This is a genomic window from Marinimicrobium sp. C6131, from assembly GCF_026153455.1.
GTDB lineage: Bacteria > Pseudomonadota > Gammaproteobacteria > Pseudomonadales > Cellvibrionaceae > Marinimicrobium.
The window spans coordinates 665,700-687,974 of the sequence record NZ_CP110629.1 but is presented as its reverse complement, the minus strand read 5'-3'; the positions used below and the strand labels follow the sequence as shown (position 1 = coordinate 687,974).

General features: G+C 58.4%; 22 protein-coding genes. 4 read left to right on the top strand and 18 right to left on the bottom strand.

From position 1 onward, the window contains the following. Nucleotides 1–20: 20 nt before the first annotated feature. The 6 genes from OOT55_RS02910 to adk form a co-directional block, all read right to left on the bottom strand. On the bottom strand, nucleotides 21–725 hold the full coding sequence (locus OOT55_RS02910) for a hypothetical protein (protein WP_265367663.1): 705 nt from the start codon (nucleotides 723–725) through the stop codon (nucleotides 21–23). A gap of 17 nt (nucleotides 726–742) precedes the next feature. After that, nucleotides 743–2,062 (bottom strand): M18 family aminopeptidase, encoded by a 1,320-nt coding sequence (locus OOT55_RS02905; RefSeq protein ID WP_265367662.1) that lies wholly within the window; start codon nucleotides 2,060–2,062, stop codon nucleotides 743–745. A 56-nt stretch (nucleotides 2,063–2,118) separates the two neighbouring features. Continuing rightward, nucleotides 2,119–2,919, bottom strand: coding sequence for an undecaprenyl-diphosphate phosphatase (locus OOT55_RS02900; RefSeq protein ID WP_265367661.1), 801 nt, complete (start codon nucleotides 2,917–2,919; stop codon nucleotides 2,119–2,121). Between the two features lie 26 nt (nucleotides 2,920–2,945). Beyond that, the gene (tsaB, locus tag OOT55_RS02895; protein ID WP_024459761.1) at nucleotides 2,946–3,662 is read right to left on the bottom strand and encodes a tRNA (adenosine(37)-N6)-threonylcarbamoyltransferase complex dimerization subunit type 1 TsaB; all 717 of its coding nucleotides are present in this window, start codon (nucleotides 3,660–3,662) and stop codon (nucleotides 2,946–2,948) included. A 225-nt stretch (nucleotides 3,663–3,887) separates the two neighbouring features. After that, nucleotides 3,888–4,604, bottom strand: coding sequence for a hypothetical protein (locus OOT55_RS02890; protein WP_265367660.1), 717 nt, complete (start codon nucleotides 4,602–4,604; stop codon nucleotides 3,888–3,890). Nucleotides 4,605–4,906: 302 nt separating this feature from the next. Beyond that, nucleotides 4,907–5,560, bottom strand: coding sequence for an adenylate kinase (gene adk / locus OOT55_RS02885; RefSeq protein ID WP_024459760.1), 654 nt, complete (start codon nucleotides 5,558–5,560; stop codon nucleotides 4,907–4,909). Nucleotides 5,561–5,873: 313 nt separating this feature from the next. Here adk and OOT55_RS02880 point away from each other — a divergent pair, with 313 nt between their 5' ends. From OOT55_RS02880 to OOT55_RS02870, 3 genes are all read left to right on the top strand, one after another. After that, nucleotides 5,874–6,206, top strand: a complete 333-nt coding sequence (locus tag OOT55_RS02880) for a pilin assembly protein (protein WP_123637030.1) — start codon at nucleotides 5,874–5,876, stop codon at nucleotides 6,204–6,206. A gap of 84 nt (nucleotides 6,207–6,290) precedes the next feature. Then, nucleotides 6,291–6,842: a hypothetical protein gene (locus OOT55_RS02875; protein ID WP_265367659.1), complete on the top strand. Its 552-nt coding sequence runs from the start codon at nucleotides 6,291–6,293 to the stop codon at nucleotides 6,840–6,842. A 181-nt stretch (nucleotides 6,843–7,023) separates the two neighbouring features. Then, a complete protein-coding gene (locus tag OOT55_RS02870) occupies nucleotides 7,024–7,509 on the top strand; it encodes an Lrp/AsnC family transcriptional regulator (RefSeq protein WP_265367658.1) in 486 nt (161 codons plus the stop codon). A gap of 28 nt (nucleotides 7,510–7,537) precedes the next feature. On the opposite strand, the gene OOT55_RS02865 is transcribed toward OOT55_RS02870, so the two are convergent. From OOT55_RS02865 to OOT55_RS02850, 4 genes are all read right to left on the bottom strand, one after another. Further along, nucleotides 7,538–8,032, bottom strand: coding sequence for a shikimate kinase (locus tag OOT55_RS02865; RefSeq protein ID WP_416140988.1), 495 nt, complete (start codon nucleotides 8,030–8,032; stop codon nucleotides 7,538–7,540). A 92-nt stretch (nucleotides 8,033–8,124) separates the two neighbouring features. Further along, nucleotides 8,125–8,463 carry a hypothetical protein gene (locus tag OOT55_RS02860; protein ID WP_265367656.1) on the bottom strand — a complete coding sequence of 113 codons (339 nt, stop codon included), beginning with the start codon at nucleotides 8,461–8,463 and terminating at the stop codon, nucleotides 8,125–8,127. After that, nucleotides 8,457–9,728, bottom strand: a complete 1,272-nt coding sequence (locus OOT55_RS02855) for a methyl-accepting chemotaxis protein (protein WP_265367655.1) — start codon at nucleotides 9,726–9,728, stop codon at nucleotides 8,457–8,459. Before OOT55_RS02855 ends, OOT55_RS02860 begins: the two co-directional genes overlap by 7 nt. 248 nt (nucleotides 9,729–9,976) lie before the next feature. Further along, nucleotides 9,977–11,692: a potassium/proton antiporter gene (locus OOT55_RS02850; RefSeq protein WP_265367654.1), complete on the bottom strand. Its 1,716-nt coding sequence runs from the start codon at nucleotides 11,690–11,692 to the stop codon at nucleotides 9,977–9,979. A 134-nt stretch (nucleotides 11,693–11,826) separates the two neighbouring features. On the opposite strand from OOT55_RS02850, the gene OOT55_RS02845 reads away from it, so the two are divergent. Then, the gene (locus OOT55_RS02845) at nucleotides 11,827–13,830 is read left to right on the top strand and encodes a VacB/RNase II family 3'-5' exoribonuclease (RefSeq protein WP_265367653.1); all 2,004 of its coding nucleotides are present in this window, start codon (nucleotides 11,827–11,829) and stop codon (nucleotides 13,828–13,830) included. A 77-nt stretch (nucleotides 13,831–13,907) separates the two neighbouring features. On the opposite strand, the gene OOT55_RS02840 is transcribed toward OOT55_RS02845, so the two are convergent. The 8 genes from OOT55_RS02840 to OOT55_RS02805 all read right to left on the bottom strand — a co-directional run bounded on the left by OOT55_RS02840 (nucleotide 13,908) and on the right by OOT55_RS02805 (nucleotide 22,204). After that, complete coding sequence (locus tag OOT55_RS02840) at nucleotides 13,908–16,964, bottom strand: TonB-dependent receptor (RefSeq protein WP_265367652.1); 3,057 nt, start codon at nucleotides 16,962–16,964, stop codon at nucleotides 13,908–13,910. 448 nt (nucleotides 16,965–17,412) lie between these two features. Beyond that, entirely contained in the window at nucleotides 17,413–18,237 is an 825-nt protein-coding gene (locus tag OOT55_RS02835) for a 3-keto-disaccharide hydrolase (protein ID WP_265367651.1), read from the bottom strand. Nucleotides 18,238–18,252: 15 nt separating this feature from the next. After that, the gene (locus OOT55_RS02830; protein ID WP_265367650.1) at nucleotides 18,253–18,552 is read right to left on the bottom strand and encodes a Dabb family protein; all 300 of its coding nucleotides are present in this window, start codon (nucleotides 18,550–18,552) and stop codon (nucleotides 18,253–18,255) included. A 60-nt stretch (nucleotides 18,553–18,612) separates the two neighbouring features. Then, nucleotides 18,613–19,908, bottom strand: coding sequence for a TRAP transporter large permease (locus OOT55_RS02825; RefSeq protein WP_265367649.1), 1,296 nt, complete (start codon nucleotides 19,906–19,908; stop codon nucleotides 18,613–18,615). After that, nucleotides 19,901–20,410, bottom strand: a complete 510-nt coding sequence (locus OOT55_RS02820) for a TRAP transporter small permease (protein WP_265367648.1) — start codon at nucleotides 20,408–20,410, stop codon at nucleotides 19,901–19,903. Before OOT55_RS02820 ends, OOT55_RS02825 begins: the two co-directional genes overlap by 8 nt. A gap of 3 nt (nucleotides 20,411–20,413) precedes the next feature. After that, nucleotides 20,414–21,448 (bottom strand): TRAP transporter substrate-binding protein, encoded by a 1,035-nt coding sequence (locus tag OOT55_RS02815; RefSeq protein WP_265367647.1) that lies wholly within the window; start codon nucleotides 21,446–21,448, stop codon nucleotides 20,414–20,416. 238 nt (nucleotides 21,449–21,686) lie between these two features. Continuing rightward, a complete protein-coding gene (locus OOT55_RS02810) occupies nucleotides 21,687–21,956 on the bottom strand; it encodes a DMT family transporter (RefSeq protein WP_265367646.1) in 270 nt (89 codons plus the stop codon). Nucleotides 21,957–21,979: 23 nt separating this feature from the next. Then, nucleotides 21,980–22,204, bottom strand: a complete 225-nt coding sequence (locus OOT55_RS02805) for a hypothetical protein (RefSeq protein ID WP_265367645.1) — start codon at nucleotides 22,202–22,204, stop codon at nucleotides 21,980–21,982. Nucleotides 22,205–22,275: the final 71 nt, after the last annotated feature.

Genomic DNA, 22,275 nt, shown 5'->3' with positions numbered 1-22,275 from the left:
AGAACGTTTCTACCGTGCAATCAAAACAAACGGGGAATGTTGATCCCCAGCGTATAGGCAGTCTCGTCCAGTTGAGTATCACGGGCCAGGCCCAGGTCCAGTGTCCAGCGGGTGCTGCCGACATTCATTCGCGCGCCGCCGGCAATGATCGGATCCTGACGGCGATCATTGTCATACATCTCCAGAATCCAGATCGGTCCGGTCACCGGTTTGAACGTCGCCGCCGCGCCCCAGGTGGCGTAGGTGTCATCCAGTGGCCGATCGTGCTCCACCCCACCGTTGAGGTGCAGCGTGAGGCTGTCCATGGGCTGGAAACTCAGGGGAATATTGAGATAGTAGGTGTCCATTTCGCTGGTCACCCGGTTGTAGCGAAATCCCGCACTGCCGGCCAGCGCCGGGCCACTGCGCGAAGCCCACAACACCCGCTTGTAATCAAGCCCGATGGTGGTCAGCTCGTCATTGGACAGGTTGTACTCCAGTGGGAGCTTCCACTCGCTGGCACCAGTAATATTGCACATTGGCGCCACCGTCGCACGGGTGGTGGGATCCATTCTCGTAACCCAGGTCTCAAGGGCACAGGTTTGTGGTGGTGTCGTGGCCGCGTCATCAACCAGAAAGTGACCACCATTGGCGCCTGCCTTGACGGCCATCAGTATCGAAGCCGTCGCAAGCATCAGTGGCCAGGCCGCTCGCCTCAGCGTTGAACGATAGAAACTCCCGGACATAACTCCTCCTGCTAGTGTCATGATTGCCCCGGCGGATGCGGGTAGCGATAGAATTCATTGAGGATCTGATGAAGATAGGCCGCATCGTCCCGCCCCGCCAGCTCGCGAATGGAGTGCATGGCAAAGGTGGGCACACCCACGTCCAGGGTTTTGACGCCCACTTCAGCAGAGGTGATCGGCCCAATGGTGCTGCCGCACTCCATGTCGGTCCGGGAGACAAAGGTCTGCACCGGCACGTCCGCCCGCTCGGCAAGGTCACGAAACAGGGCGCTGCTCTCACTGGTGGTGGCATATCGCTGGTTGGCGTTGACCTTGATCACCGGCCCCCGGTTCAGGCGCGGGCCGTGATTGTCGTCATGGCGATCGGCAAAGTTCGGGTGCACGCCATGAGCGTTGTCCGCGGAAATCATCAGGGAGGCATCCAGCACCCGCATACGGGTTTCCGTCTCGGGCACCAGACGCTCCAGAAACTGTTGCAACATGGGCCCCTTGGCACCACAGGCGGACGCACTGCCCACTTCTTCGTGATCGTTGCACACCAACAGCGTGCTGTGCCGGTCATCGGCCTTCAGCAGGCTCTGCAGACCCACATAGCAGCTCAACAGGTTATCCAGCCGGGCACTGGCGAGAAAATCCTGGGCCAGGCCGATCAATGCCGGTGGCTGGGTGTCGTACAGACTGATTTCAAAGTCCAGCACCTCATCCACCGTCAGCGACGGTTGTTCAGCCAATAACTGGGCCTTGAGCCGCTCGCGAAATGACGGCTGATCCACGCCATCTATTTCACTGAGCAGGAGCGGCGGCAATTCTTTCTGCGGGTTGATGCTGCGCTGGCGGTTGGCTTCCCGGTCCAGATGAATGGCCAGGCTGGGCACCACCGCGACCGGCAATTTGAAATCCACCAGACCGCTGCGGATTCGGCCCTCACCATCGCGATAGCTGACGCGCCCCGCCATGGACAGGTCCCGGTCAAACCAAGGGGCCAACAGCGCACCACCGTACACTTCCACGCCAAGCTGAGCATACCCCTGGCGGGACAGGTCCGGCTGCGGTTTCACTTTCAGGCAGGGGCTGTCGGTGTGGGCACCGACCATCCGGATACCGTCGGTCTCCATGGGCTCGCGCCCGTAGATGAAACCAATCACGGAGGAGCCATTGCGCATGACCCAGTACTTGCCACCGGGTTTGAGACTCCAGCGCTCACCCTCGACCAGGGGCTGGAAGCCGGCCTGGGTCAACTGGGCCGCAATATTCTCCGCCGCGTGAAACGGCGTGGGCGAAGCCTGCAGAAATTCCAGCAGGCCCCGATTGAATGCTTGGGAGGATTGATCAACCATAAACGACATCTATCCAAATGAATCGAGACAACAGCGTGATTGGCTTGGGGTGGGAATCAAAGCGCCACCCAGATGAGCGCGGCCCCCAAGAGCAACCGATACACAACGAACGGCATCATGCCAATTTGCCGAATATAGTGCATGAAATAGTGGATGCACACAAACGCACTGACCCCGGCGATAGCCGCGCCTGCCAAGAGTTCACCCCAAGGTGCCGGCTCGCTCTGCAACCACAACTGTAAGGCCTTATAGCCACCGCTGAGCGCAATCACCGGCACCGATAACAGAAACGAGAAGCGGGCCGCATCCGTTCGCGTGAGTCCCAGAAATAGCGCTGCGGTTATGGTGATGCCGGAGCGGGAGGTTCCCGGAATCAGGGCCAGCGCCTGGGCAAGGCCGATGATCAAAGCGGTTCTCCAGGTAATGTCCAATACGGTTTTCGCGCGCCCGCCATGCCAGTCCGCCCAGCCCAGCGCCAGGCCAAATACAATCGTGGTAATCGCCACCACCCACACCGAGCGCAGATGGGTTTCGATCGCGCCATCAAACACCAGTCCGGCAAGCGCCGCCGGCACCGTTGCCAGAATCAGATACCAGGCGAGCTGGCTGTCTTCGGTGCTGTCGCGACGGGCAAACACCTGCCCCAACCAGTCGCGCGCCATGGCGCCCAGACTGTGGCGAAAATACAGTACGACGGCACTGAGCGTGCCGACGTGTACCGCGACATCAAAGGCCAGCCCCTGATCCGGCCAACCCAGCAACTCCGATGGCAGCAGCAGATGCCCCGAACTGGATATGGGCAGAAACTCGGTAATGCCCTGGATCAGGGCCAGAAAAACAATCTGCAACAGGTCCATAGCGCTTTCCGTGACTATAATGAGGCTCAGGAACGAATCCGCTCGCGTTTCTTCCAACTGATTTCATCGCGCAGGTAAACGGGCCGGGCCTGCTCGGCGGACACCGCCTGCCCCTGCGCGAGCGCAAAGGCACCCAACGGCAGCATATCGCGGGCGTCCGGCTGTACGTCCATATCCACCGCCGATGGCGCCAGCTTTTCCAATGCCGGGTAGTGCCAACCCGGCCCCACGCCATAAAAACCCGCCTCCCCGGTGTGCCCGGCGGCAAGCTCGACGACCCGCTCCGGGGGAGAAACGGCTTCATCGGTCAAGGTTTCAACACCGCCGCCACCGGATTGGGGTTTGACCAGAGTCCAATACACTTCCTGCATTCTCGCATCCAGCGCAACCAGCAACGGCGTGGAGGCGCTGGCCAGGTCGGGATGCCGCCGATAATAACCGACCGTCATGGCCTCGAGCGTGGACACGCCCACGACGGGCAAATTCCGCGAAAACGCCAACCCTTGAACCACCCCCAAACAGATTCGGAGGCCGGTAAATGACCCGGGACCGCGACCGAACACCAGCGCATCCAGGTCGGCCAACGCCAACCCGGCCTCCGAGAGCACCTCGTCCACCATCGGAAGCAGACGCTGGGTGTGGCTCTTGGCGGCCAGCTCAAATCGGGAAATGATCCGCTCTCCGTCCTGCAGCGCGACGGAGCAAGCATCGGTTGAGGTATCGAGGGCAAGAAGTCGGGTCATAGTGTCACGTGGGTCCAGAGAGAAGACGCCGCATTCTGCCAGATTTCACCCCGCCGTGCATCGATCTACCTCACGTAAGCCTCCAGAACGAAAAAAACCCGGCTCCCGGTCCATTTCGGCCGGGAGTTCCGGGTTTTTACCAAAGGCGATCCCTTTACAGGGCTTCGCCTGGCCTAAGCGACCGCCCGGCCCGCCCTGGACGAGTGAGCGGCGCTGACTCGCGTCTTACTTCTTACGCGGACGACCGGCACGCTTGGCGGTCGCCTTGCGAGCCTGGGTTTTCGCCGGTGCGGTGGTGGTCCGCTTGGCGGTAGCCCGCTTTTTGGTGGCCTTCTTCTTGGTTTTCGTCTTGGCTTTGGCGGCGGCTTTACGCTCGACCTGCGCCATTTTCACCTTGGCCTTCTTCTCGGCGGCTTTGGCTTTGGCAGCGGCTTTTTTGCGTGCGGCCTTCACCTTACGCTCATCCGCTTTCTCGCGGGACTTTCTCCAGCGCTGCTCGAAGGAAGCCTTGGCTTTCTCGAGATCGGTTTCGGCACGCTTGGCCAGATTTTCGCGCAACTCGGTAATCTTGGCTTCAGCCGCTTCGGCGGCGGCTTTTGCGGTTGCCATCGCCTTGGCTTTGGCGAGCTCTACGCGCGCTTCCGCGACCTTGGCTCGAGCGGCCTTGGCCTTTTCATTGGCCTTGCTGACCGCTGCGGTGGCAGATTTTGCCGAACGCTTGTCAACCGCGCGCTTGGAAGTAGCGGCTTTCGACTTTGCCGCGGTCGCTTTCTTGCGAGCGGCCTCTACTTTCTTCGCGTGATCAGCAACATCTTTCTGCAGCTTTTCGATTTTCGCTTCCACTTTTGCCACGGCCGCGTCAACGGTTTTGGTGGTTGAAGTGGTGCGTTTTGCGGTGGCGCGTTTGGCAGTTGCCTTACGCTTTTTTGCTACTCTGGCCATAAACGTTTCTCCTCAACTTCGTATCGTTGTTTGCACATCAGTTGAATCATAAACCGAGCACAGTCTATGTGCGTCCAGTCTGCACACAAATACTATGTAAAAATTAGCCACATTGCGAGTTTTTAGCAAATTATTTGATGATTTTTCGGCTTTTTTTTAATTTTTATCACGTTTTTGGTAAAACTGAACCGTTTCAGGTGTTGCCGGAATGCAACGCGGGTAATTCTTCATTGCTCTAAAACGCATCAGGGCCCGCAAGCGGGCCCTGATGCAATCGCAAAAACGGAGACGTGACTCTTCGCTTATTTCAGCACCGATTCCAGCTGTGCGCGAATGTCCGCAATGCTGCCGACACCTTCAATGCGAGTGTAATGAGGTGCGTCCGGGTTTCCGGATTTTTCCAGGTCGCGGTAAAAGTTGACCAGCGGTTTGGTTTGCTCATGATACACCGACAGACGCTTACGCACGGTATCTTCCCGATCGTCTTCGCGCTGAATCAGGGGCTCGCCGGTAATATCATCCACTCCTTCTTCTTTGGGCGGCTGATGGTTGATGTGATAGACCCGACCAGACGGCTCATGCACACGACGACCGGCCAGACGGGAAACAATTTCTTCATCATCCACATCGATTTCGATCACGTGATCGATTTTGATCCCCTCATCCAGCAGCGCCTGCGCCTGGGGGATGGTGCGGGGGAAACCGTCGAACAGAAAGCCCTTGGCGCAATCCGGGGCCTTGATACGCTCTTTTACCAGGGCGATGATCAGGTCGTCCGGCACCAGACCGCCCGCCGACATGATGTCTTTTGCCTGCAAACCCAAGGGTGTGCCTGCCTTGACGGCCGCTCGCAACATATCACCGGTGGAGATCTGGGGAATACCGAACTTATCCATGATCAACTGAGCCTGGGTACCTTTACCGGCTCCCGGGGCACCGAGCAGGATTACTTTCATGGGTTGCTCCTCTAAAGCAGTACGGATTGGCGGACTGATGGCCAATGAAAAACCGCATACGATACACGCACGGCCCCGGGAGCACAATATAAGCCCCGTTTGGCGACAATCAGCCCCCGGAAACCCTTGATTTGTCGACTTTCACCCACATTCCTTATATAGAGGAGCCGTTACCGGCAGGTTCCGTAGCGGAACCGACATCGGGTGGCCACTTTTCCCTATCGGGAGTTAGCTGGCCGCAAAAAGCTGCTCTATACTGAATTTGAGGGGGTCCGGTCGACCGCCCACACTGACCAGCAATGAGGTTTTATCGATGAAAGTCAGCGAACTCATGAGTCATTGGGAAAAAAATGCCCGCGGCGAACTGACCAAGCAGGCCTACGCCGTGCACCTGCCGGTGGAAGATGCGGCACGCATCCAAGCACTGTGCGAGATGTACCCGAAAAAAACCCCGGAGAGCCTGATCACTGACCTGCTCTCCGCCGCCTTGAGCGAGCTGGAATCCGGCATGCCCTATATAAAAGGTGGGACCGTTGTGGCGGAGGATGAACTGGGCGATCCGATCTACAACGACTCCGGCCCAACGCCCCGGTTTCTGTCTTTGAGCCAGAAGCACCTCCAGAAACTCAAGGGAGAGCCAGCCTGAAACAGGCTGGGGACACCGGAAAAATCGTCCGCGGTAGACTATGCTTAGGTCTTGTGACACCTGCCAACAGCAGAGGATAAGACTATGGGACTGTTCAACCGACACGAGCAGGACAATGCACCGGAAGACGAAGACCTGGACCTACCCACCCGAGACGACTTCCACGCGCCTCTGGTGGATGAGCCCAAAGCCCGCAACGCAACCCGATACAGCATTGACGACGCCATGGCGCTGATGCGCCAATTGCCCGACGATCCGGATGAACGGCTGATGGAGGTCATCTGTAAAACCCTGGAATCGGCGCGTATCCGCACCGACGATGTGCTCCAGGATGCTAATCAGAAAGAGCAGCGTATTCGCCGTGAGCATCAGGGAATCGAGCAGGATATTGCGGCCCTCCAGAAGCAGATTGATGATAAGCAGGTGCAACTGGCGGAGCTCAGCACCTCACTGGAGGAGCTGACCCGTATAAAGGCACGTTTTGAGCAGGTCCGGGCCCCTCAGACACAGGCGCCGCCCGCACCAGCAGCAGCGCCCCTGACGGATTCCGAACCCTTGAGCGACAGCCTGGAAACGACCGAGCCGGCCACGCCCATTGCGGCCGGGCGCCGGGGGCGTGGCAGCCTCTCTTCCTGATCCGGAAACGCCCCAAAACCTTCGTCAAATCAGGCTTTTGCTCACCTCGGGCAGAGGCCTGATCTCAAGCGCCAACTGCCCGCCGTCCGCCCCCTGATTGATCATACTCGCCCTAATTGATTGCCGCGCCCGCGCCCCCTACAATAGGTAGTGAGAGAAATTCATAATCAGGATAAAAACTATGTCAGTATCAACCTCCTCCGATTCCATTGATCTGGATGACTACGACCGAAAAATTCTGCGCGCCCTCCAGGGCAGTGCGGACTACTCCATGGCCGATCTGGGCAACCTGATCGGGTTGTCGCATACGCCCTGCTGGCGCCGCCTCAAACGGCTGGAAGCCGAAGGCATCATCCGGGGGAAAGTGACTCTGCTGGACCCGAAAAAGGTAGGAATGCATGTGGTGGTGCACAGCGCCGTGCGTCTGACCGGCCACCAGAGTGAAGCCCTGGCGGAGTTTGAAGCGGGGATACAGGCCGTCCCCGAGGTACTGGAATGCTATGCCAGCACCGGAGACAGCGACTATTTATTGAAGGTGGTGGTCAACAGCATCGAGCATTACGAGCAGTTGCTGAATGAAAAGCTGCGCCCCCTGCCCCATGTTGCCTCGATTCGCTCGAACTTCGCGCTCAAGCAGGTGAAATACACCACCGAGCTGCCACTGTAGTCAGACCGGAAAAGGAGGCAGGGACGCCTCAGGCATCCATTTCAGCGAATTGCTCCGCTTCCTGGTAAATGATTTCCGACACCACCTCATCCTGATGCTTGGTCGCACAGTCCACCGTGATATCGGCATAGCGCTGATACAGGGCCCGACGCTCCTCAAACAGGTCGGCCAGAGTCTGTCCCGGCGCGCAAGCAATACCCCGGGTGGAAAAGTTGTGCACCCGCCGTTCGAGCTCCTCCAAGGGAACGTCCAGAAACACAATCCGACCCGCCTTTTTCAGGTGCTGCATACCGGGGTCGCTGTAGACCACGCTGCCGCCGGTGGCGATCACATGGTTGAGATACTGCGACTGCAATAACACCTGCTCTTCCACCTTGCGCAGATACTCGTAGCCGTGATCGTAAATGATGTCCTGAAGCGCCTTACCCTCCTGGGTCTGGATGAGAATGTCGGTATCCACAAAGGCCTTGACCAACTCTTTCGCCAGCAGCAGCCCCACGGTGCTTTTACCCGCGCCGGGCATACCGACCAGTATCAGACTGTTGCCAATCGGCTCGCTCACGGAAGTCTCCTCGTATCACGCCTGGCCCGAAAACACGGGCCGGCTCGTTAACGTCAGACCTTGAACCTTACCACCAGTTCTCTCAGGCTGGAAGCCAGATCGGTCAGGCGTCCACTGGCGCTCGCTGTGGTCGCGGCATCATCCTGCGTCCGGGCCGCCAGCTCGTTGATCTCCACCATGTTTTTGTCGATATCGGCGGTGACGGTACTCTGCTCTTCAGCGGCACTGGCAATCTGAATCGCCATATTGGTAATCCGCTGTACCGCCTCGGCAATATCCTCCAGGGATTGCCCGGCTTCCCCGGCGGCGGTGACGGCCTCTTCGGTCATTTCGCTGCTGGAGGTCATGGCCTCAACCGCTTCCTGCACGCCGGACTGAAGCCGAGTCAGCATGGTGCGGATATCCTCGTAGACTGCTGGGTGCGGCTGGCCAGGGTGCGGACTTCATCCGCCACCACGGCAAAACCGCGCCCCTGTTCGCCCGCCCGCGCCGCCTCGATGGCGGCATTCAACGCGAGCAGATTAGTCTGCTCGGCAACGCCGCGAATCACATCAATGACGGAGGTGACGTTCTTGGCTTCTTCTTCCAGACGGCGCATGCTCTCCGCCGTTTCGCCAATGTGGGCCGAGAGGCTGTTCACCCGGGCCACGGCCCGCTCAATGCGCTCGCGCCCCACATCGGTGGTGCCCGATGCGTTTTTGGCACTGTCGGCGGTCTCGTTGGTATTCTGCGCCACTTCCTGAATGGCGGCGGTCAGCTCATTGACGGCCGCCACCACCATGTTGATGGCCTGGCCCTGATCGTCCGCCGCTTTCTGGCTGCTGGTGGAGGCCTGCAGCACCTGCTCACTGGAAACGGAAACGTCTTCGGTGGTGTGACGAATATCGCCAATCAATTGCTGCAACCGGTCCATAAAGCGGTTCACATGCCCGGCAAGCTGTCCCAGCTCATCGCGCCGATCGAGGTTGATGCGCAGGGTAAGATCTCCATCGCCCTCGGCGATGTCGTGAATCCGGCCGCTGATTTCGTTCAGAGGGCGTGTCACCACCAGGGGCAATAACAAGGCGGCCAACACGGCAATCAGAGTGCCCGTCACACCCGACAGAGTAAGGATCGAGGTCATCTGCGCCTCTTCCGCGTCAACCCGCTGATTGAGCCGGTCAACCTGCTCCAGGCGGCGTTCGGATACCACGTCCAGGTGAGTTCGAAGCGCGTCGAAAGCCTCAGCCACCTCTCCGAAGGAACGATCCTCCAGGAAGGCGAGCGTCATCCGATCGGCACTGCGAGCATCCTGAACAATGGATTGACTCAGATCGAACCAGCGATCGTAGAGCTGCTGAAAGGTTTCCCGCTCTTCGCGGGTGGCAATCTCGGAGAGGTCCAGAGATTGGATCGCGCGATCATAAGTCTGCTGGGCATTATCCTGATGGTCGCGATACAGCGCATCCATTTCGCTGCTACCCGGGTCGGCTAACAGCATGGCCCTCTCGGCGGTCAGCGCCTGATAAAGGTCGCGATCGGCCTGCATCAAAAGCTGGATTTCCGGAAGGTTCACGGTGCCGATGGTGTTCGAGTAGCTCCCCATTTGATGCGCCGCCCGCACCGCGTAGATGCTCACCGCAATAAAGATAATAACCAGAAGCGATAAAGGCAGCATCAGCTTCCATCGAAAGCTTATATTGTTGTACCAACTCAACATAACGAACCCTTCAACAAGACCTATATAAGAAAATCCGGCGTTTAACAGACCGTATCGAAATACCGATTTTCAGCCCCAACCCACCGTACAACGCTGGGCCTCATCGGGATTGGTTATTAAAGTGTAGCCGAGAAAAGACAAAATCACGCCTGGCCAATAATCATCGGCCGGGCGCAAAATTTCTGAAGGAAAATTCGGGCAGGATTTTACCGGTGGAGTTTCAGGCTGACCTGAGTCAGCTTCGAGTCGCGCATATCCAGCACCACAAATTCCACATCACCCAAGCGAACCCGGTCGCCCACCACCGGCTGGCGGTATTGGCTGTAGATGTACCGAGCGATACTCCAGTTGGCCATCTCCTCCGGCACCTCAAAGCCATAGAGCATGCCGAGGTCCGCCAGTTTGGCCCGCGGCGTGACCACAAATTCCCCGAAGAACGCCTGAGCCGACAGCCGGTCCGGCTCGTCCACCCCCACCAGCAACTTGTCGAGGGCGGGCAAGTCCGTGGCGGAGGCCAGCAAGTAGACGTGATCTCCCGGCTCCAGGGTATGACTTTCCTTTAGCGACAGGGGCTGATCCTCCCGCAAGACGCACAACAGGCTGGCGCCCGCCGGCAAGGGCAGTTTATCGGTGGGCGAGCGCAGCGCCGGGCTGCCTTCGGCCAGCTTGTAGCCGACAAACTCGTAGCCCACCTGCCCCGGCACCCCCAACTCGACCCGCTGGACCCGTGAGGAAGTGGTGGGGACATCGAGCTTCAACCAGCGGGCCAGGGGCGCCACGGTCCAGCCCTGCATAACCAGAGACACCAGCACAATAAAGAAGGCGATATTGAAAAAGAACGGCCAGTTCTCAAAGCCTGCCAACCAGGGAAACATGGCCAGCACAATCGGCACCGCGCCGCGCAGCCCCACCCAACTTATGAACAGCTTTTCCCGCCAGGCGAACTGAAACGGCATGAGACACAGCCAGACCGCCACGGGGCGCCCGACCAGAATCAGAAACAGCCCCACCAGCACGGCGCTGGGTGCATAGAGCATCAGTTCGCGGGGCGATACCAGCAGGCCCAACATCAGGAACAGACTGATCTGGGCCAACCAGGCGATACCGTCATGGAAGCGCTGGATGTTGTAAAGCCCTCGGGAGAGTCGGTTACCGACCACCAGGCCGGCCAGGTACACCGCGAGGAACCCACTGGCCTGCAGGACCGCTGCCAGGCCAAAAATAGAGATGCCACCAAACAGGGCCAACAGAGGGTACAACCCCGGGCTCAGGGCCAGACGGGCGACACCATAGGCGAGAATCCTTCCGCCCAGCAGACCAATGCCAGCCCCCAGCCCCATCTGCCAGACAAACTGCCCCAGCATCAGGGCGTCAAAACCGCTCTGCTGGCTGACCATGAACTCCACCAGAATAATGGTCAGAAAGATCGCCATCGGGTCGTTCAGACCGGATTCGATTTCCAGCGTCGCGCCCACCCGGGTCTTGAGCGCCAGCCCCTGCATGTTCAATACCGAGAATACCGCCGCCGCATCGGTGGAGCCCACAATCGCCCCGATCAGCAAGCCCTCAACCCAACCAATTCCCAGAATCCAGGCGGCAAAAGCGCCGGTCAGGGCCGCTGTGCCCACCACCCCGACGGTGGCCAGGAGCAAGGCTGGGCGCAGCCCGACCCGAAAGTTGTGCCGATCAGTGCGCAAGCCGCCATCGAACAGGATCACCGCCAGCGCCAGGGTGGCCAGGAAGTACGCCGATTGAACATCGTTATAACGAATGCCACCGAGGCCGTCTTCCCCCGCCAACATACCGATAATAAGGAACACCAGCAGCAGAGGCATGCCCATGCGCGGGGAGAGGGTGCTGGCGAGAATGCTGATCACAAACAGCATTCCGCCAAACAGAATGAGCTGGTTCAAGGTATCCATAGGGCGCCAATACTACTACATATCCAGAGAATGGAGCCGGCCAATTGTGCCAGCCCCGGTAACGTCAGGGCGGGTTTCCTGTTATGATCGCGCCTGACCCCGAAACCGAACCTGCCAATCTGAAGTTGTCTCTCATGTTTGATCAGAACGCACTGCAACAGCTGTCTCAGCTCAAATCCAACCTTCGCTCGGAGAAGGACCTGGCTCAAGGAACCGTGCGCACCACCACCCGTCGCTTTGCGTTCGTCCACCTCGATGATGGGCGGGATGCCTTTCTTCCGCCCGATGAAACCATGAAGGTCATGCCCGGCGATCGGGTAGAAGTCCAACTGACCACCAACCGCAAAGATCAACTGGAAGCGCAACTGGAGCGACTGCTGAGCAGCGAATTCACCACCTTTGTGGGTCGCTATCGCGTCAAGGGCAAGGCCCATTTTGTGGAGCCTGACGTCGCCCAGTTTACACGCTGGCTGTTTATTCCACCAAATCAGCGCAAAGGCTTCGACGACGGCGACCTGATTCACTGCAAACTCAGCCGCCATCCATTTCATCACGAAGGCAAGGCGCAGGTCACCATTCTCAGCGCCATTGGCAAGCCCGGCGAGCCTGGAGTGGAAAGCCGCTACATCACCGCGAAATTCGAACTGCCGACGGACTGGTCCGATAAGGCGCGGGATCAGGCCCAGGCCATCAACCTGACGCCCATCACCGCAGATGATCACCAGGAAGACCTGACCGATCGCCCCTTTGTGACCATCGACGCCGAAACCACGCGGGATATGGACGATGCGGTTTACCTGGAGGCGCGCGAGGACGGCTGGGACCTCTGGGTCGCCATCGCCGATCCGAGCCGCTACATCGAACCGGGCACCCCGCTGGACCAGGCCGCCGCGAGCCGGGCCAGCACCGTCTACCTGCTGGGCCAGAGTGTGACCATGCTGCCGGCGGAGCTGTCCCACGACACCTTTTCACTGGTGCCGGATCAGCGCCGCCCGGCCCTGGTGTGCCAGATGCACATCCAGCAGGACGGCACCATTACTGACTACCGGTTTTCCGAGGCCCTGATCCGCTCTCACCACAAGCTGAGCTACACCGGCGTCACCGAGCTGCTCGACGGTGAGGACGCCCCCGCTGACTTGCCCGCCGAGCGGGTCGAGATGCTCAAAGCCCTGTACGCCTGCGCCACCGCACGCAGCGACTACCGTCATCAGCACGCGTTGATGATGGAAGACCGTCCGGACTATTACTTCGTCCTGAACGATCAGAAGAAAATCGAACGCATCGAGAAACGCGAGCGCACCAAGGCGCACCGGATTGTCGAAGAGTCCATGCTTGCCACCAACATCTGTGCGGGAGAACTGTTCACCCGGCACCCCGGGCACGGCATTTTCTCCAACCACGTCGGCTTCCGTCCGGAACGACTGGACGATGCCGTCAGCCTGCTGAACGAAGACGTTCCGGACTACGAGGTGGGCGACCTGACCGCGCTGCGTCACTTCCAGAAGCTGCTGCGCGATCTGCGGGTCAACCCGGACAATACTCCGGAATTCGAGTCCCTGCTGCCTCTTGTCCAACGGATGCTGCAGGCCGCCTCCCTGTCCGCCGATGCCAGCGAACACTTTGGCCTGGGCTTTCCCCATTACGCCACGGTCACCTCGCCGATCCGGCGCTACCACGACTTTTACAATCACCGGGCCATCAAGCGGATTCTGCGCGAGCAACCCGCCCAGTCACCGGAACCCACGCTGCTTGAAGACCTGCAGAACCAGCTTCAGAAAGGCCGTCAGGCCTGTCGCCAGCTGGAGCAGTGGCTGGCCTGTGATTTTGTACGCGACAAGATTGGCAGCGTACACACGGGCACCATCGCCCTGGTGAACTCCATGGGCTTCGGGGTGCGCCTGGACGACTGGGGCATTGAGGGTTTTGTGCGCCTGGCGAAAGACGACGTCAAACCGGCGTTTGACTCACGACGCCTGAAAATTACCCTGGAAGCCCAGCAATACCAACTTGACCAACAGGTCCATGTGATTATTCAGGGCGTGGATGACGAACGGCAACGGGTGATACTGGAGGTGGTCGATGAAGCCACCGCTGAACGATTGAAAGCCTGGACCGATACGCCGGATTCCGCTGGTTGAGCCCGCTCGGGCCCACCGATTCCGGGCACAAAAAAACCGGCCGTCAACACCGTTGACGGCCGGTTTTCTATCGCCGCTTAAAAAGTCGCACGTACCCCCAGGGTGTACCGGGCTTCATACTCATACTGCCAGGCGAATTGATCTTCAAATTCGAGGTAGTACTGCTCTTTTTCGTCGGTGATGTTGGACGCGTTGAAGAACACATTGACCGCGTCATTGATATCGTAACTGGCCGACAGGTCCACATAGCCGGTCGCCTCCTGCCACAGGGCGCCATTGCCCCAGGTCTGGTTGTAACCCGCTACACGCTCGCTGCGGTAGTTGTACGCCACCCGAGCCTGGAAGGGACCGGACTCGTACCAACCCACCAGGTTGAACACATGCTCGGAGTTATCCTGGAACGGCAGGTCACCGCCGTTGAGATCCTGATTGCCGGACTCGCTGGGTGAGTAGGTGTAGTTTACGTCCGCACCAAAATCCTCCAGCACACTGTCGTACAGGAAGTCACCGAAGGCCAGCTTGGCGCTCAACTCGAGACCTTTCAGCTCACCGCCGCTGCCCTGAACACTGGTGGACACTTCCACTTCCCGGCGTACCACACCGTCCTGATCCGGCAGTGCCATCTGCACGGAACCGCTCTCGATGAAGCTCTCGACATCGATGTAGAACAAACCGGCACTCAAGGCACTGGCGGGCCCCAGATAGTATTCCAGCGACAGATCGTAGTTATCCGCGCGCCAGGGGTCCAACTCCGGATTACCATCCGCGTTACCACCAATCACGATAAATTGCTGGTAGGTATCGCTGCCCGGTTCACCGTCAATAGCATAGTTGGGTGCCAGGCCGGCCCCCCACTGTGCCAGATCCAGCGGTGCCATGGTTTTGGTCGCCGCCGCACGCAATACCCACTCGTCGGTCAGATCAAAACGCAGGTTCAACGACGGCAACACATCGCTGTAGGAACGTTCGGTACTGACCTGGCCCAGAAACTCGTTGGCGGCACCGTAGGGCTGCGGGCTACCCACCTGGTTCTGGTCCACGGTGAGGTCGGTTTCCACCACCCGCACACCGACATTACCGCTCATGATACCGCGGGAGAAATTGGCTTTGACGTAAGTGCTCATTTCATCCAGGTCGACACCATAGGACCGCCCCGGATTGATCGCCCGGCGCGTGCCCGGATACAACTGATTGTGCACGCCTTCCACGTCATCCATGTATTCCGGGTTCACTGTCCAGACCGGCGGAATACCCGTGGCACTGCCGAAATCACTGACCTGGATGGGATCCAGGTCGGCAATGGGGGTCGGCACACCGGCGGTGTAATACTCGCCGCCCTCACCATAGGTGCAGGCACCCTCAATACCGCCGCCATTCAACACCACGTCGGTCGCTTTCCATTTCACATCACAACCACCCACCGGGGAGAGCAAATCAAACTCGAAGTTGTCCACGCTTCGTTGGCTGTAACGCACACCAAAGTCGACGCTGTCGAGCATGCCGAAAGCCACGTCGTAACGTCCGTCAAAACGGACCACATCCACGTCCCCTTCGCGCAGGAAGTTGTTCTCCGACGCAAAGGCCCCCAGTGAATAGCTGTTCACGTCATCGACATAACTCTGCAGGCTGCGACTGTCGATACCGGCCTGAGGTTGACCATCCCGATCCAGGTTCGCGTTGTTGTCCCAACCGCTCCAGTGAGGGTTATCACCCTGATAGTTCACCGTGAGCACCGGCCAGCCCTGATAGCCATTCGGATTGGTCTGCAGACGGCCATCCGCGCAGTCGCCCTGCTCCCCGGCGGTGCCGGCCGGATACAACTGACAGTCAACACCCCACTGGCGACCACTGGCCAGGTCGATATCCATGTAGCTGTTCAGTTGCTCCTGCTCGGCACTGCCACTGACCAACCGTGCGCTGCCGGTAAAGGCGCCACCATTGTCGTAATTCAGCTCCAGATTGAAGTTTCGGGACTCCGCTTCCGTCACACCCACATCCGAGTAGGACTTCAGGCGCATGCCATTGCCGGTAAACTCCTGAACGGTATGCAGCTCGCCGCCGCTCACCTCAACGCCCTTGGGTGTACTGATGCTCGGGTAGGCCCAGCCCCACCGGTTCCATTTGTCGGAGAAGGCGACGCCCATCTGGCGATCATAGTCTTCCATTTTGGTGTAGAACGCTTCGGCAACTACCTCAAAGCCATTGCCCAGATCCGCCTGGAACGCCGCATTCAAACCGTCGCGCTCGCGCTCGGAGGCGCGGTTGAACGCCGAGTGGCCCTGATAGGCCCAAAACGTGTCGCCAACCACACCATTGTCGTTCACATCCACACCGTCAGCGGTCACCCGGTCACCCATGCCACCAAGTTGCGTGTCGGCGCTGACCCAACTGTATTCCGCACCATCGCGCTCCGAAGCGAAGCCCGTCCAGCCGGCATCACCATTCATGCCCGAGTAGGTATTGGCCAAATTGGAGGTCTGATGGGCAAACGACACCAGGAAACCCACAGTGTCAGTACGCCAGTTCGCCAGGAAATTCACGGAAGGATCGGTTTCACCGGTCTCCTTGCCTCGTCCCACTTGCGCCGCACCGGAAAGGGTCCAGCCGTCGTCAAAGCCGCTGTCGAGCGGGCGATAGGTTTCCAGATTGACCACACCGCTGATGCCACCCGGATGATTGGCCGCCGTTTGGGACTTGATGACCTGAGTACCGGAAAACAGCTGGGACGGGATGTCCGAGTAGTCCGGTTGCACGGTGGTAATGGAGTTGGCACCCAGATAGGACTCACCATTGAGTGTGGTGGAGACCTGCCCCAGACCACGAATATTCAATGAGCCCCCTTCCCCGGCGTTGCGGCGAACCTGCACACCGCTGATGCGCTGCAGGGAGTCGGTGATGGTGACATCCGGCAGCTTACCGATATCTTCCGCCGAGATGGCATCCACAATCGAGTCGGAATCGCGCTTGACGTTGACCGCCGTCTCCTGAGCACTGCGAACACCGGTGACGATCACTTCTTCCAACAATTGCCTATCGTCCTGCGCCAGTGTCGGTGCAGCCAGGCTGCCAGCCGCACAGGCGGCCATAACCGCCGGCAGGAGTCGCTTCTGAAAAGACTTTGTTCTGGGTGACATGGAACTCTCCTATCACTTGCTTTGGGTTTTTATCATCGGCCCGAAGGCCTGCCCAGCCCGGGGGTATGCCCCCGAAAATGACACCAAAATGATCATCGATACGCATTGGGATGCGCATCACAACTGTCACTTATTTCGTCTTTTTGGCTTAAAACAGCGGCTTTATGATCATTTTTTAGCCAATGCAGGCCGTATACCGGGTCGCTGTCGGGTCACCTGAATACCATTTTTGTAACCGATTACAGGCACGGGAGAGGATATTACTAAAAAAACCGGAGCGCAACCGCTTTACGGTTTTTTGCACTTGATCAATCTGGAACGGGAGAGACGGAAACGGTCGCACACGCAGGGCAGTGGCGCACCGCGAGAGGATCAAACGGTCACCGGCAAACGTCTTTCGCCGGTGACCTGAAAACGTGACACTTTATTCGAGCACCTGACGCATCAATTACTTCAACGGCTTGATCTTTATACCTCTGAACTCAATGCCCTGCCCCTCCGACTGCAGCGCGATGTAACCTTCGTTCAACGGCTGCCCATCCACTTTGATACCAGGGTCGTAACCGCTCACCACACCACCACCGATCTGCGGATCGGTGTATTCGAGTACTGTCTCGCCATTCACCTTGTGAACCACCCGAGAATCACCATGAACGATCAGCTCACCTTCAACCCACTCGCCGGGCGGATAGGTGGCCGATGTCGAGTTGATGCAGTGTCGGTCATCCAGCTCGCCTTGATACACCACGTCCGTGCCCGGAGAGCACATGTTCCCGGTCGGCCGCGGGTTTCCATCCCCCCGGTCCGCCAGCATCTGATACTCCACCGAAATGGGCCAATCCTGCCCCTTCAGTATGGTGTTCGGATCCTGAGCGTGAAACATGATGCCACTGTTCCGATAAGCGTACCCAGGAGCATCCTCGAGCCACTGGTCCGTAAACCGGTACTCGAACTTCAGGTGATAGGATGAAAACGGCTCCTTGTAGAACAGGTGTCCAAACCGTTCACCAAAACCTTCATCGTACCCCTCATAGTTAACCTGAATCACCCCATCGGCAACCCGGAACGTGTCCGCGTAATTATCACCCACCGCATGGCGGTGGATTTTCACCACCCATCCATCGAGATCCTTCCCGTTGAACAGCGACTGCCACTCTCCAGAGTCCTGACTCTGCTCCGTGGCGCTGCAGGCCGTCAGCCCAATAAAAAGCAATGCACCGGCGGCTCGGCCCGTTATGCGAGTCAGGTTGATGCGGTTATTTAAAAACACCATGGCACGCCCCCTTAATTACGCGACCGGATAGTCAAAAACGACAATGTCTGCCACCAGCGGCACAAACTCCGCCTTGAGCGCCTCATGTTCCGGATGAGGCAGATAGCGCTCCCGCGCCTGCTCATCGGCAAAAGTCATCAGAACGGCGTGGGTAAACCCCTGGTTCAACCCTTCGGGACTATCATTAAGCCCCCACTCCACCGCTTCGACCCCCTCCACACGGGTAACCATGGACTCAAACAGAGTGCGGACGTTCTCGATCTCCGAAGCGGTTGCCTCCGGTTTGAATTTGACCAGCAGAATATGTCGGATCATGCGATCTCCCTTACAGGTATAGTCAGTGGTATTTACGCCACCGCCGAGTCAAGCGCCACCCTACAAGTCCATCAATCGTGGCAAGAACAAGGTAACGTCCGGAACCAGCGCAATCAGGATCAGCACCAGAATGATGATCCCATAGAAGGGCAGAAGCGATGGCAGTATTTTCTCAACCTTTTCATCCGCGACACTGGCGCCGACATACAGCCCACTGCCTACCGGAGGTGTGATGGTACCAATACTCAGGTTGTAAACCATCAGAATACCGAAATGCACCGGATCCACGCCAATTTTCAGGGCGATGGGCAACAATATCGGGGTAAAAATCAGGATGGCTGGTCCAATATCCATAAAGGTGCCGATAATCAGCAGAAACAGTGTGATGATCAGTAACACCATGACGGGATTCTCGGAAAGCCCGAGAATGACACTGCTGATCAGATCCGGCAGCCCGGTAATCGCCATTGCAAAGGACATGGCCGAGGACGTCCCCAACAGGAACATGATGATTCCGGTCATCACCAATGACTGAACCAGAATACCCCGGAGGTCACCAAAAGACACCGTGCGATAGACCACCATGGTCAGAAAAGCGGTGTAGGCAACCGCGACGGCGGAGGCCTCAATTGCCGTAAACACTCCGCCGACGATACCAACCACCACGACGATAATCAGCAACAGGCTGGGCAGGGCTTCCATTGTGACACGTGCCGCCACCCCTTTTTCGACCAGCACCACGGAGCGATAACCCCGGCGGCGGGCAATGAGGTAAGTCACCAGCATACAGCCCGCGCCCCAGAGCACGCCGGCCACCAGACCGCCCGCAAACAGCGCCGCGATGGAAGTTCCGCCACTGGCCAGCGCATAGAGGATAAACGCTGTTGTGGGGGGAATGAGCATACCCGTGGGCGCCGAGGCAATATTGACCGCCGCCGCGAACGGACTGCTGTAGCCCTCCTTTTTACTCATCGGCACCATGACCCCACCAATAGAGGTGGACGCCGCAATCGCCGAACCCGAAATGGCCCCGAACATCATGTTGCCGGCAATATTGGTATGAGACAGAGAGCCGGGAATGTGTCCGCTGAACAGCTTGGCAAAATTCACCAGCCGCATGGCGATACCCCCGGAGTTCATGATCACCCCGGACAGAATGAAAAAAGGAACCGCCAGCAGAGAGAAACTATCCAGGCTGGAAAATATCTTTTGCGCCGTGGTGAACAGCGCAACATCCATGGGCAGCACCGAAGCGATGGTGATCACGGAGGAAACCGCGATACAGATGCCGATGGGAATACCCAGCACCAGTAAAAATGCAAAAGACCCGATCAGTAACAGCGCCGCATCAAACATCCTGAGGGGCCTCCTCTTGCGGGCGCAACTCTTTCACCAACAACTCGATGCAGTTCAACACGCTGTACACCGCCAGAATCCCCCCGGCCAGCGGTAACGCCGAGTAGACATACCCCATGGGCAACCCCAGCGACGGCGATACCTGATTCATGGTAATGCTGGTCGCATTGTATCCACCCTGAACCAGAACAAAGATGGCAAACGCCAGAAAGGCCAGCTCAATCAGAATCTGCCAGTAGTGTTGCCAGTGAACCGACACTTTGTCCGAAAACAGCGTAAAGGCGACATGCTTGCGCAAGCCGGCCACATAGGCCATCGAAATCATGGACACCCAGACAAGGGAGAAACGAAGAAACTCCTCTGAATACGTACTGGGTGCTCCCAACAGATAACGACTGATGATCTGCCAACAGGTCATGGCGACCATCACCAGCAACCAGACGCTGCACACCACCTCAACCAGGCGGTCCATCACGGTTCGAATCCCGTTGATCAAACGCATACCCTACTCCGCTTCATCTGCTGTGGACCTGATTTCGCGATACAGTGAATACTGTTCGGGATATTGCTTCAGGTCCTCATACATGGGTTCAACCGCCTCTCGAAAGGGAGCGAGCTTGACGTCAATAAAGTTCACATCGAACTCATCGATCGCCAATTGACGGGTCTCCGCCACCGCCTCATTCCAGGCCTGTTTCTGAAATTCAATGGACTCCGCCATGGCCTCGTAAACCGCCCTCTTCTGGTCATCATTGAGTTTGTTCAGCGTCATATTACTGATGACCACCACGTCGGGAATACGCGTATGCATGGTGTAGGTGTAGTGCTTGGCGATTTCGGCGTGCCGGGCGATGGTCAGTGCGAACTCGTTGTTTTCCGCTCCGTCGAGAATGCCCTGTTGCATCGCGGTGTACACCTCGGCCTGCCCCATGGCCACCGGTGTCGCTCCCAACAGGCGCATCATTTCAATGGCCGCCTCGCTCTGCATGACCCGGATCTTCCGCCCCTGGAGGTCTTCCACAGAGCGGATCGGGTCATCTTTCACGTAAAAATTGCGTGAGCCTGAGTCGTAATAACCCATACCGACAAACCCGTTCTTTCGGGTGGACGCATAGATGGGTTGCATGATGTCGGGGTTATCCATGACACGGTAGAAATGCCCGGTATCCTCGAAGAGGAAAGGCATGGAAAAGACACCGTAGATGGGGGAAAAACTCTCCATCAGGCCGGCGGATACCTTGGTGATATCCACCGCGCCCACTTGCAGCAACTCCACCAACTCACGCTCACCGCCGAGCTGACTGTCCGGAAAAAAGCGGACCTTCACCTCACCCCCGGTCTTCTCCTCGATTCGCCGCCCCAGCAGATGCAGAGCATCAATGACCGGCTGGCTGTTCTGGGCGTAAGCGATAAACAGGGTGGTACCGCGGGTTGCTCCGGACAGAATGCCGGAAGCCGCAATCGCGGCAACCGCCAAAGACAGGGTGATGCCCACACAGAGCGCTTTCAGCGCCCGGGACAACGGGGGGCGAGCTGTCATTATTATTCTCCTACCATCACGAATACATCGGCAGAATAAGAGCCCTTTACGGAAGAAAAAGGCGCCAAATTGATTTCATTATAAATCATTTTCAATCAAATTTAGGCAATTGTAACCCAGAAAATGCGTGATTGAAATATGGCGGGCGGTAAATTATCAGCCGCAGCGAGGGGCGCCCCGCGCCGAACAGTGCCAACGGCGGACCGGATCAGACCACCGGCGTCTGCCAACAGCAAGTCTAAGGCGGGTGCTCCGACGCTCCGGGATGCTCTCCGGAGGCCGGCCGGACATTCGAATAGACGCTCAGCGCCGTGACCGTCACCAGAATCATCACCAGTCCCAGCACCTGGAAGCGCCCCAGACTTTCATTCAACAGCACCACGCCGAACAGGGAGGCGGTAACCGGCTCGACCATGGCCACAATGGAGGCCACGGCCGGTGGCGTATAGTGAAGGCCCCGAAGGTAGATCACGAACGACAGGCCCGCCCCCAGCAGGCCCAGAAGCACAAACAGGGGCCAGGTCGGCGCACTCAGAACCGCCAGGGGCGGCTGGCCAACCCACTGCCACCCGGCCGGATGACCAACCAGGCGAGCACAAACAGCAACCCGATCGCGCCCCGGTAAAACGACACCACCAGCGGCGCCCAACCCTCGCTGGTCAGTATACCGCCGATGCCGCCCGACAGCCCCCAGCAGAATGCGGCCAGCGCGACAAACGCGGGACCCGGGAGAGTTTTGTCAGTCAGACGTTTCATCACTGCTCAATAACACCGGATGAAGGGTGCGAGGCGAAATGACCGGTTCCGCTTCGTGCGGCCAAATCGTC

Excerpts from the sequence above, each read along its gene's own strand:
- OOT55_RS02910 (WP_265367663.1), bottom strand. The coding sequence starts at position 725 with ATGTCCGGGAGTTTCTATCGTTCAACGCTGAGGCGAGCGGCCTGGCCA.
- OOT55_RS02905 (WP_265367662.1), bottom strand. The coding sequence starts at position 2,062 with ATGGTTGATCAATCCTCCCAAGCATTCAATCGGGGCCTGCTGGAATTT.
- OOT55_RS02900 (WP_265367661.1), bottom strand. The coding sequence starts at position 2,919 with ATGGACCTGTTGCAGATTGTTTTTCTGGCCCTGATCCAGGGCATTACC.
- tsaB (WP_024459761.1), bottom strand. The coding sequence starts at position 3,662 with ATGACCCGACTTCTTGCCCTCGATACCTCAACCGATGCTTGCTCCGTC.
- OOT55_RS02890 (WP_265367660.1), bottom strand. The coding sequence starts at position 4,604 with ATGGCCAGAGTAGCAAAAAAGCGTAAGGCAACTGCCAAACGCGCCACC.
- adk (WP_024459760.1), bottom strand. The coding sequence starts at position 5,560 with ATGAAAGTAATCCTGCTCGGTGCCCCGGGAGCCGGTAAAGGTACCCAG.
- OOT55_RS02880 (WP_123637030.1), top strand. The coding sequence starts at position 5,874 with ATGAAAGTCAGCGAACTCATGAGTCATTGGGAAAAAAATGCCCGCGGC.
- OOT55_RS02875 (WP_265367659.1), top strand. The coding sequence starts at position 6,291 with ATGGGACTGTTCAACCGACACGAGCAGGACAATGCACCGGAAGACGAA.
- OOT55_RS02870 (WP_265367658.1), top strand. The coding sequence starts at position 7,024 with ATGTCAGTATCAACCTCCTCCGATTCCATTGATCTGGATGACTACGAC.
- OOT55_RS02865 (WP_416140988.1), bottom strand. The coding sequence starts at position 8,032 with ATGCCCGGCGCGGGTAAAAGCACCGTGGGGCTGCTGCTGGCGAAAGAG.
- OOT55_RS02860 (WP_265367656.1), bottom strand. The coding sequence starts at position 8,463 with ATGCTGACTCGGCTTCAGTCCGGCGTGCAGGAAGCGGTTGAGGCCATG.
- OOT55_RS02855 (WP_265367655.1), bottom strand. The coding sequence starts at position 9,728 with ATGCTGCCTTTATCGCTTCTGGTTATTATCTTTATTGCGGTGAGCATC.
- OOT55_RS02850 (WP_265367654.1), bottom strand. The coding sequence starts at position 11,692 with ATGGATACCTTGAACCAGCTCATTCTGTTTGGCGGAATGCTGTTTGTG.
- OOT55_RS02845 (WP_265367653.1), top strand. The coding sequence starts at position 11,827 with ATGTTTGATCAGAACGCACTGCAACAGCTGTCTCAGCTCAAATCCAAC.
- OOT55_RS02840 (WP_265367652.1), bottom strand. The coding sequence starts at position 16,964 with ATGTCACCCAGAACAAAGTCTTTTCAGAAGCGACTCCTGCCGGCGGTT.
- OOT55_RS02835 (WP_265367651.1), bottom strand. The coding sequence starts at position 18,237 with ATGGTGTTTTTAAATAACCGCATCAACCTGACTCGCATAACGGGCCGA.
- OOT55_RS02830 (WP_265367650.1), bottom strand. The coding sequence starts at position 18,552 with ATGATCCGACATATTCTGCTGGTCAAATTCAAACCGGAGGCAACCGCT.
- OOT55_RS02825 (WP_265367649.1), bottom strand. The coding sequence starts at position 19,908 with ATGTTTGATGCGGCGCTGTTACTGATCGGGTCTTTTGCATTTTTACTG.
- OOT55_RS02820 (WP_265367648.1), bottom strand. The coding sequence starts at position 20,410 with ATGCGTTTGATCAACGGGATTCGAACCGTGATGGACCGCCTGGTTGAG.
- OOT55_RS02815 (WP_265367647.1), bottom strand. The coding sequence starts at position 21,448 with ATGACAGCTCGCCCCCCGTTGTCCCGGGCGCTGAAAGCGCTCTGTGTG.
- OOT55_RS02805 (WP_265367645.1), bottom strand. The coding sequence starts at position 22,204 with ATGAAACGTCTGACTGACAAAACTCTCCCGGGTCCCGCGTTTGTCGCG.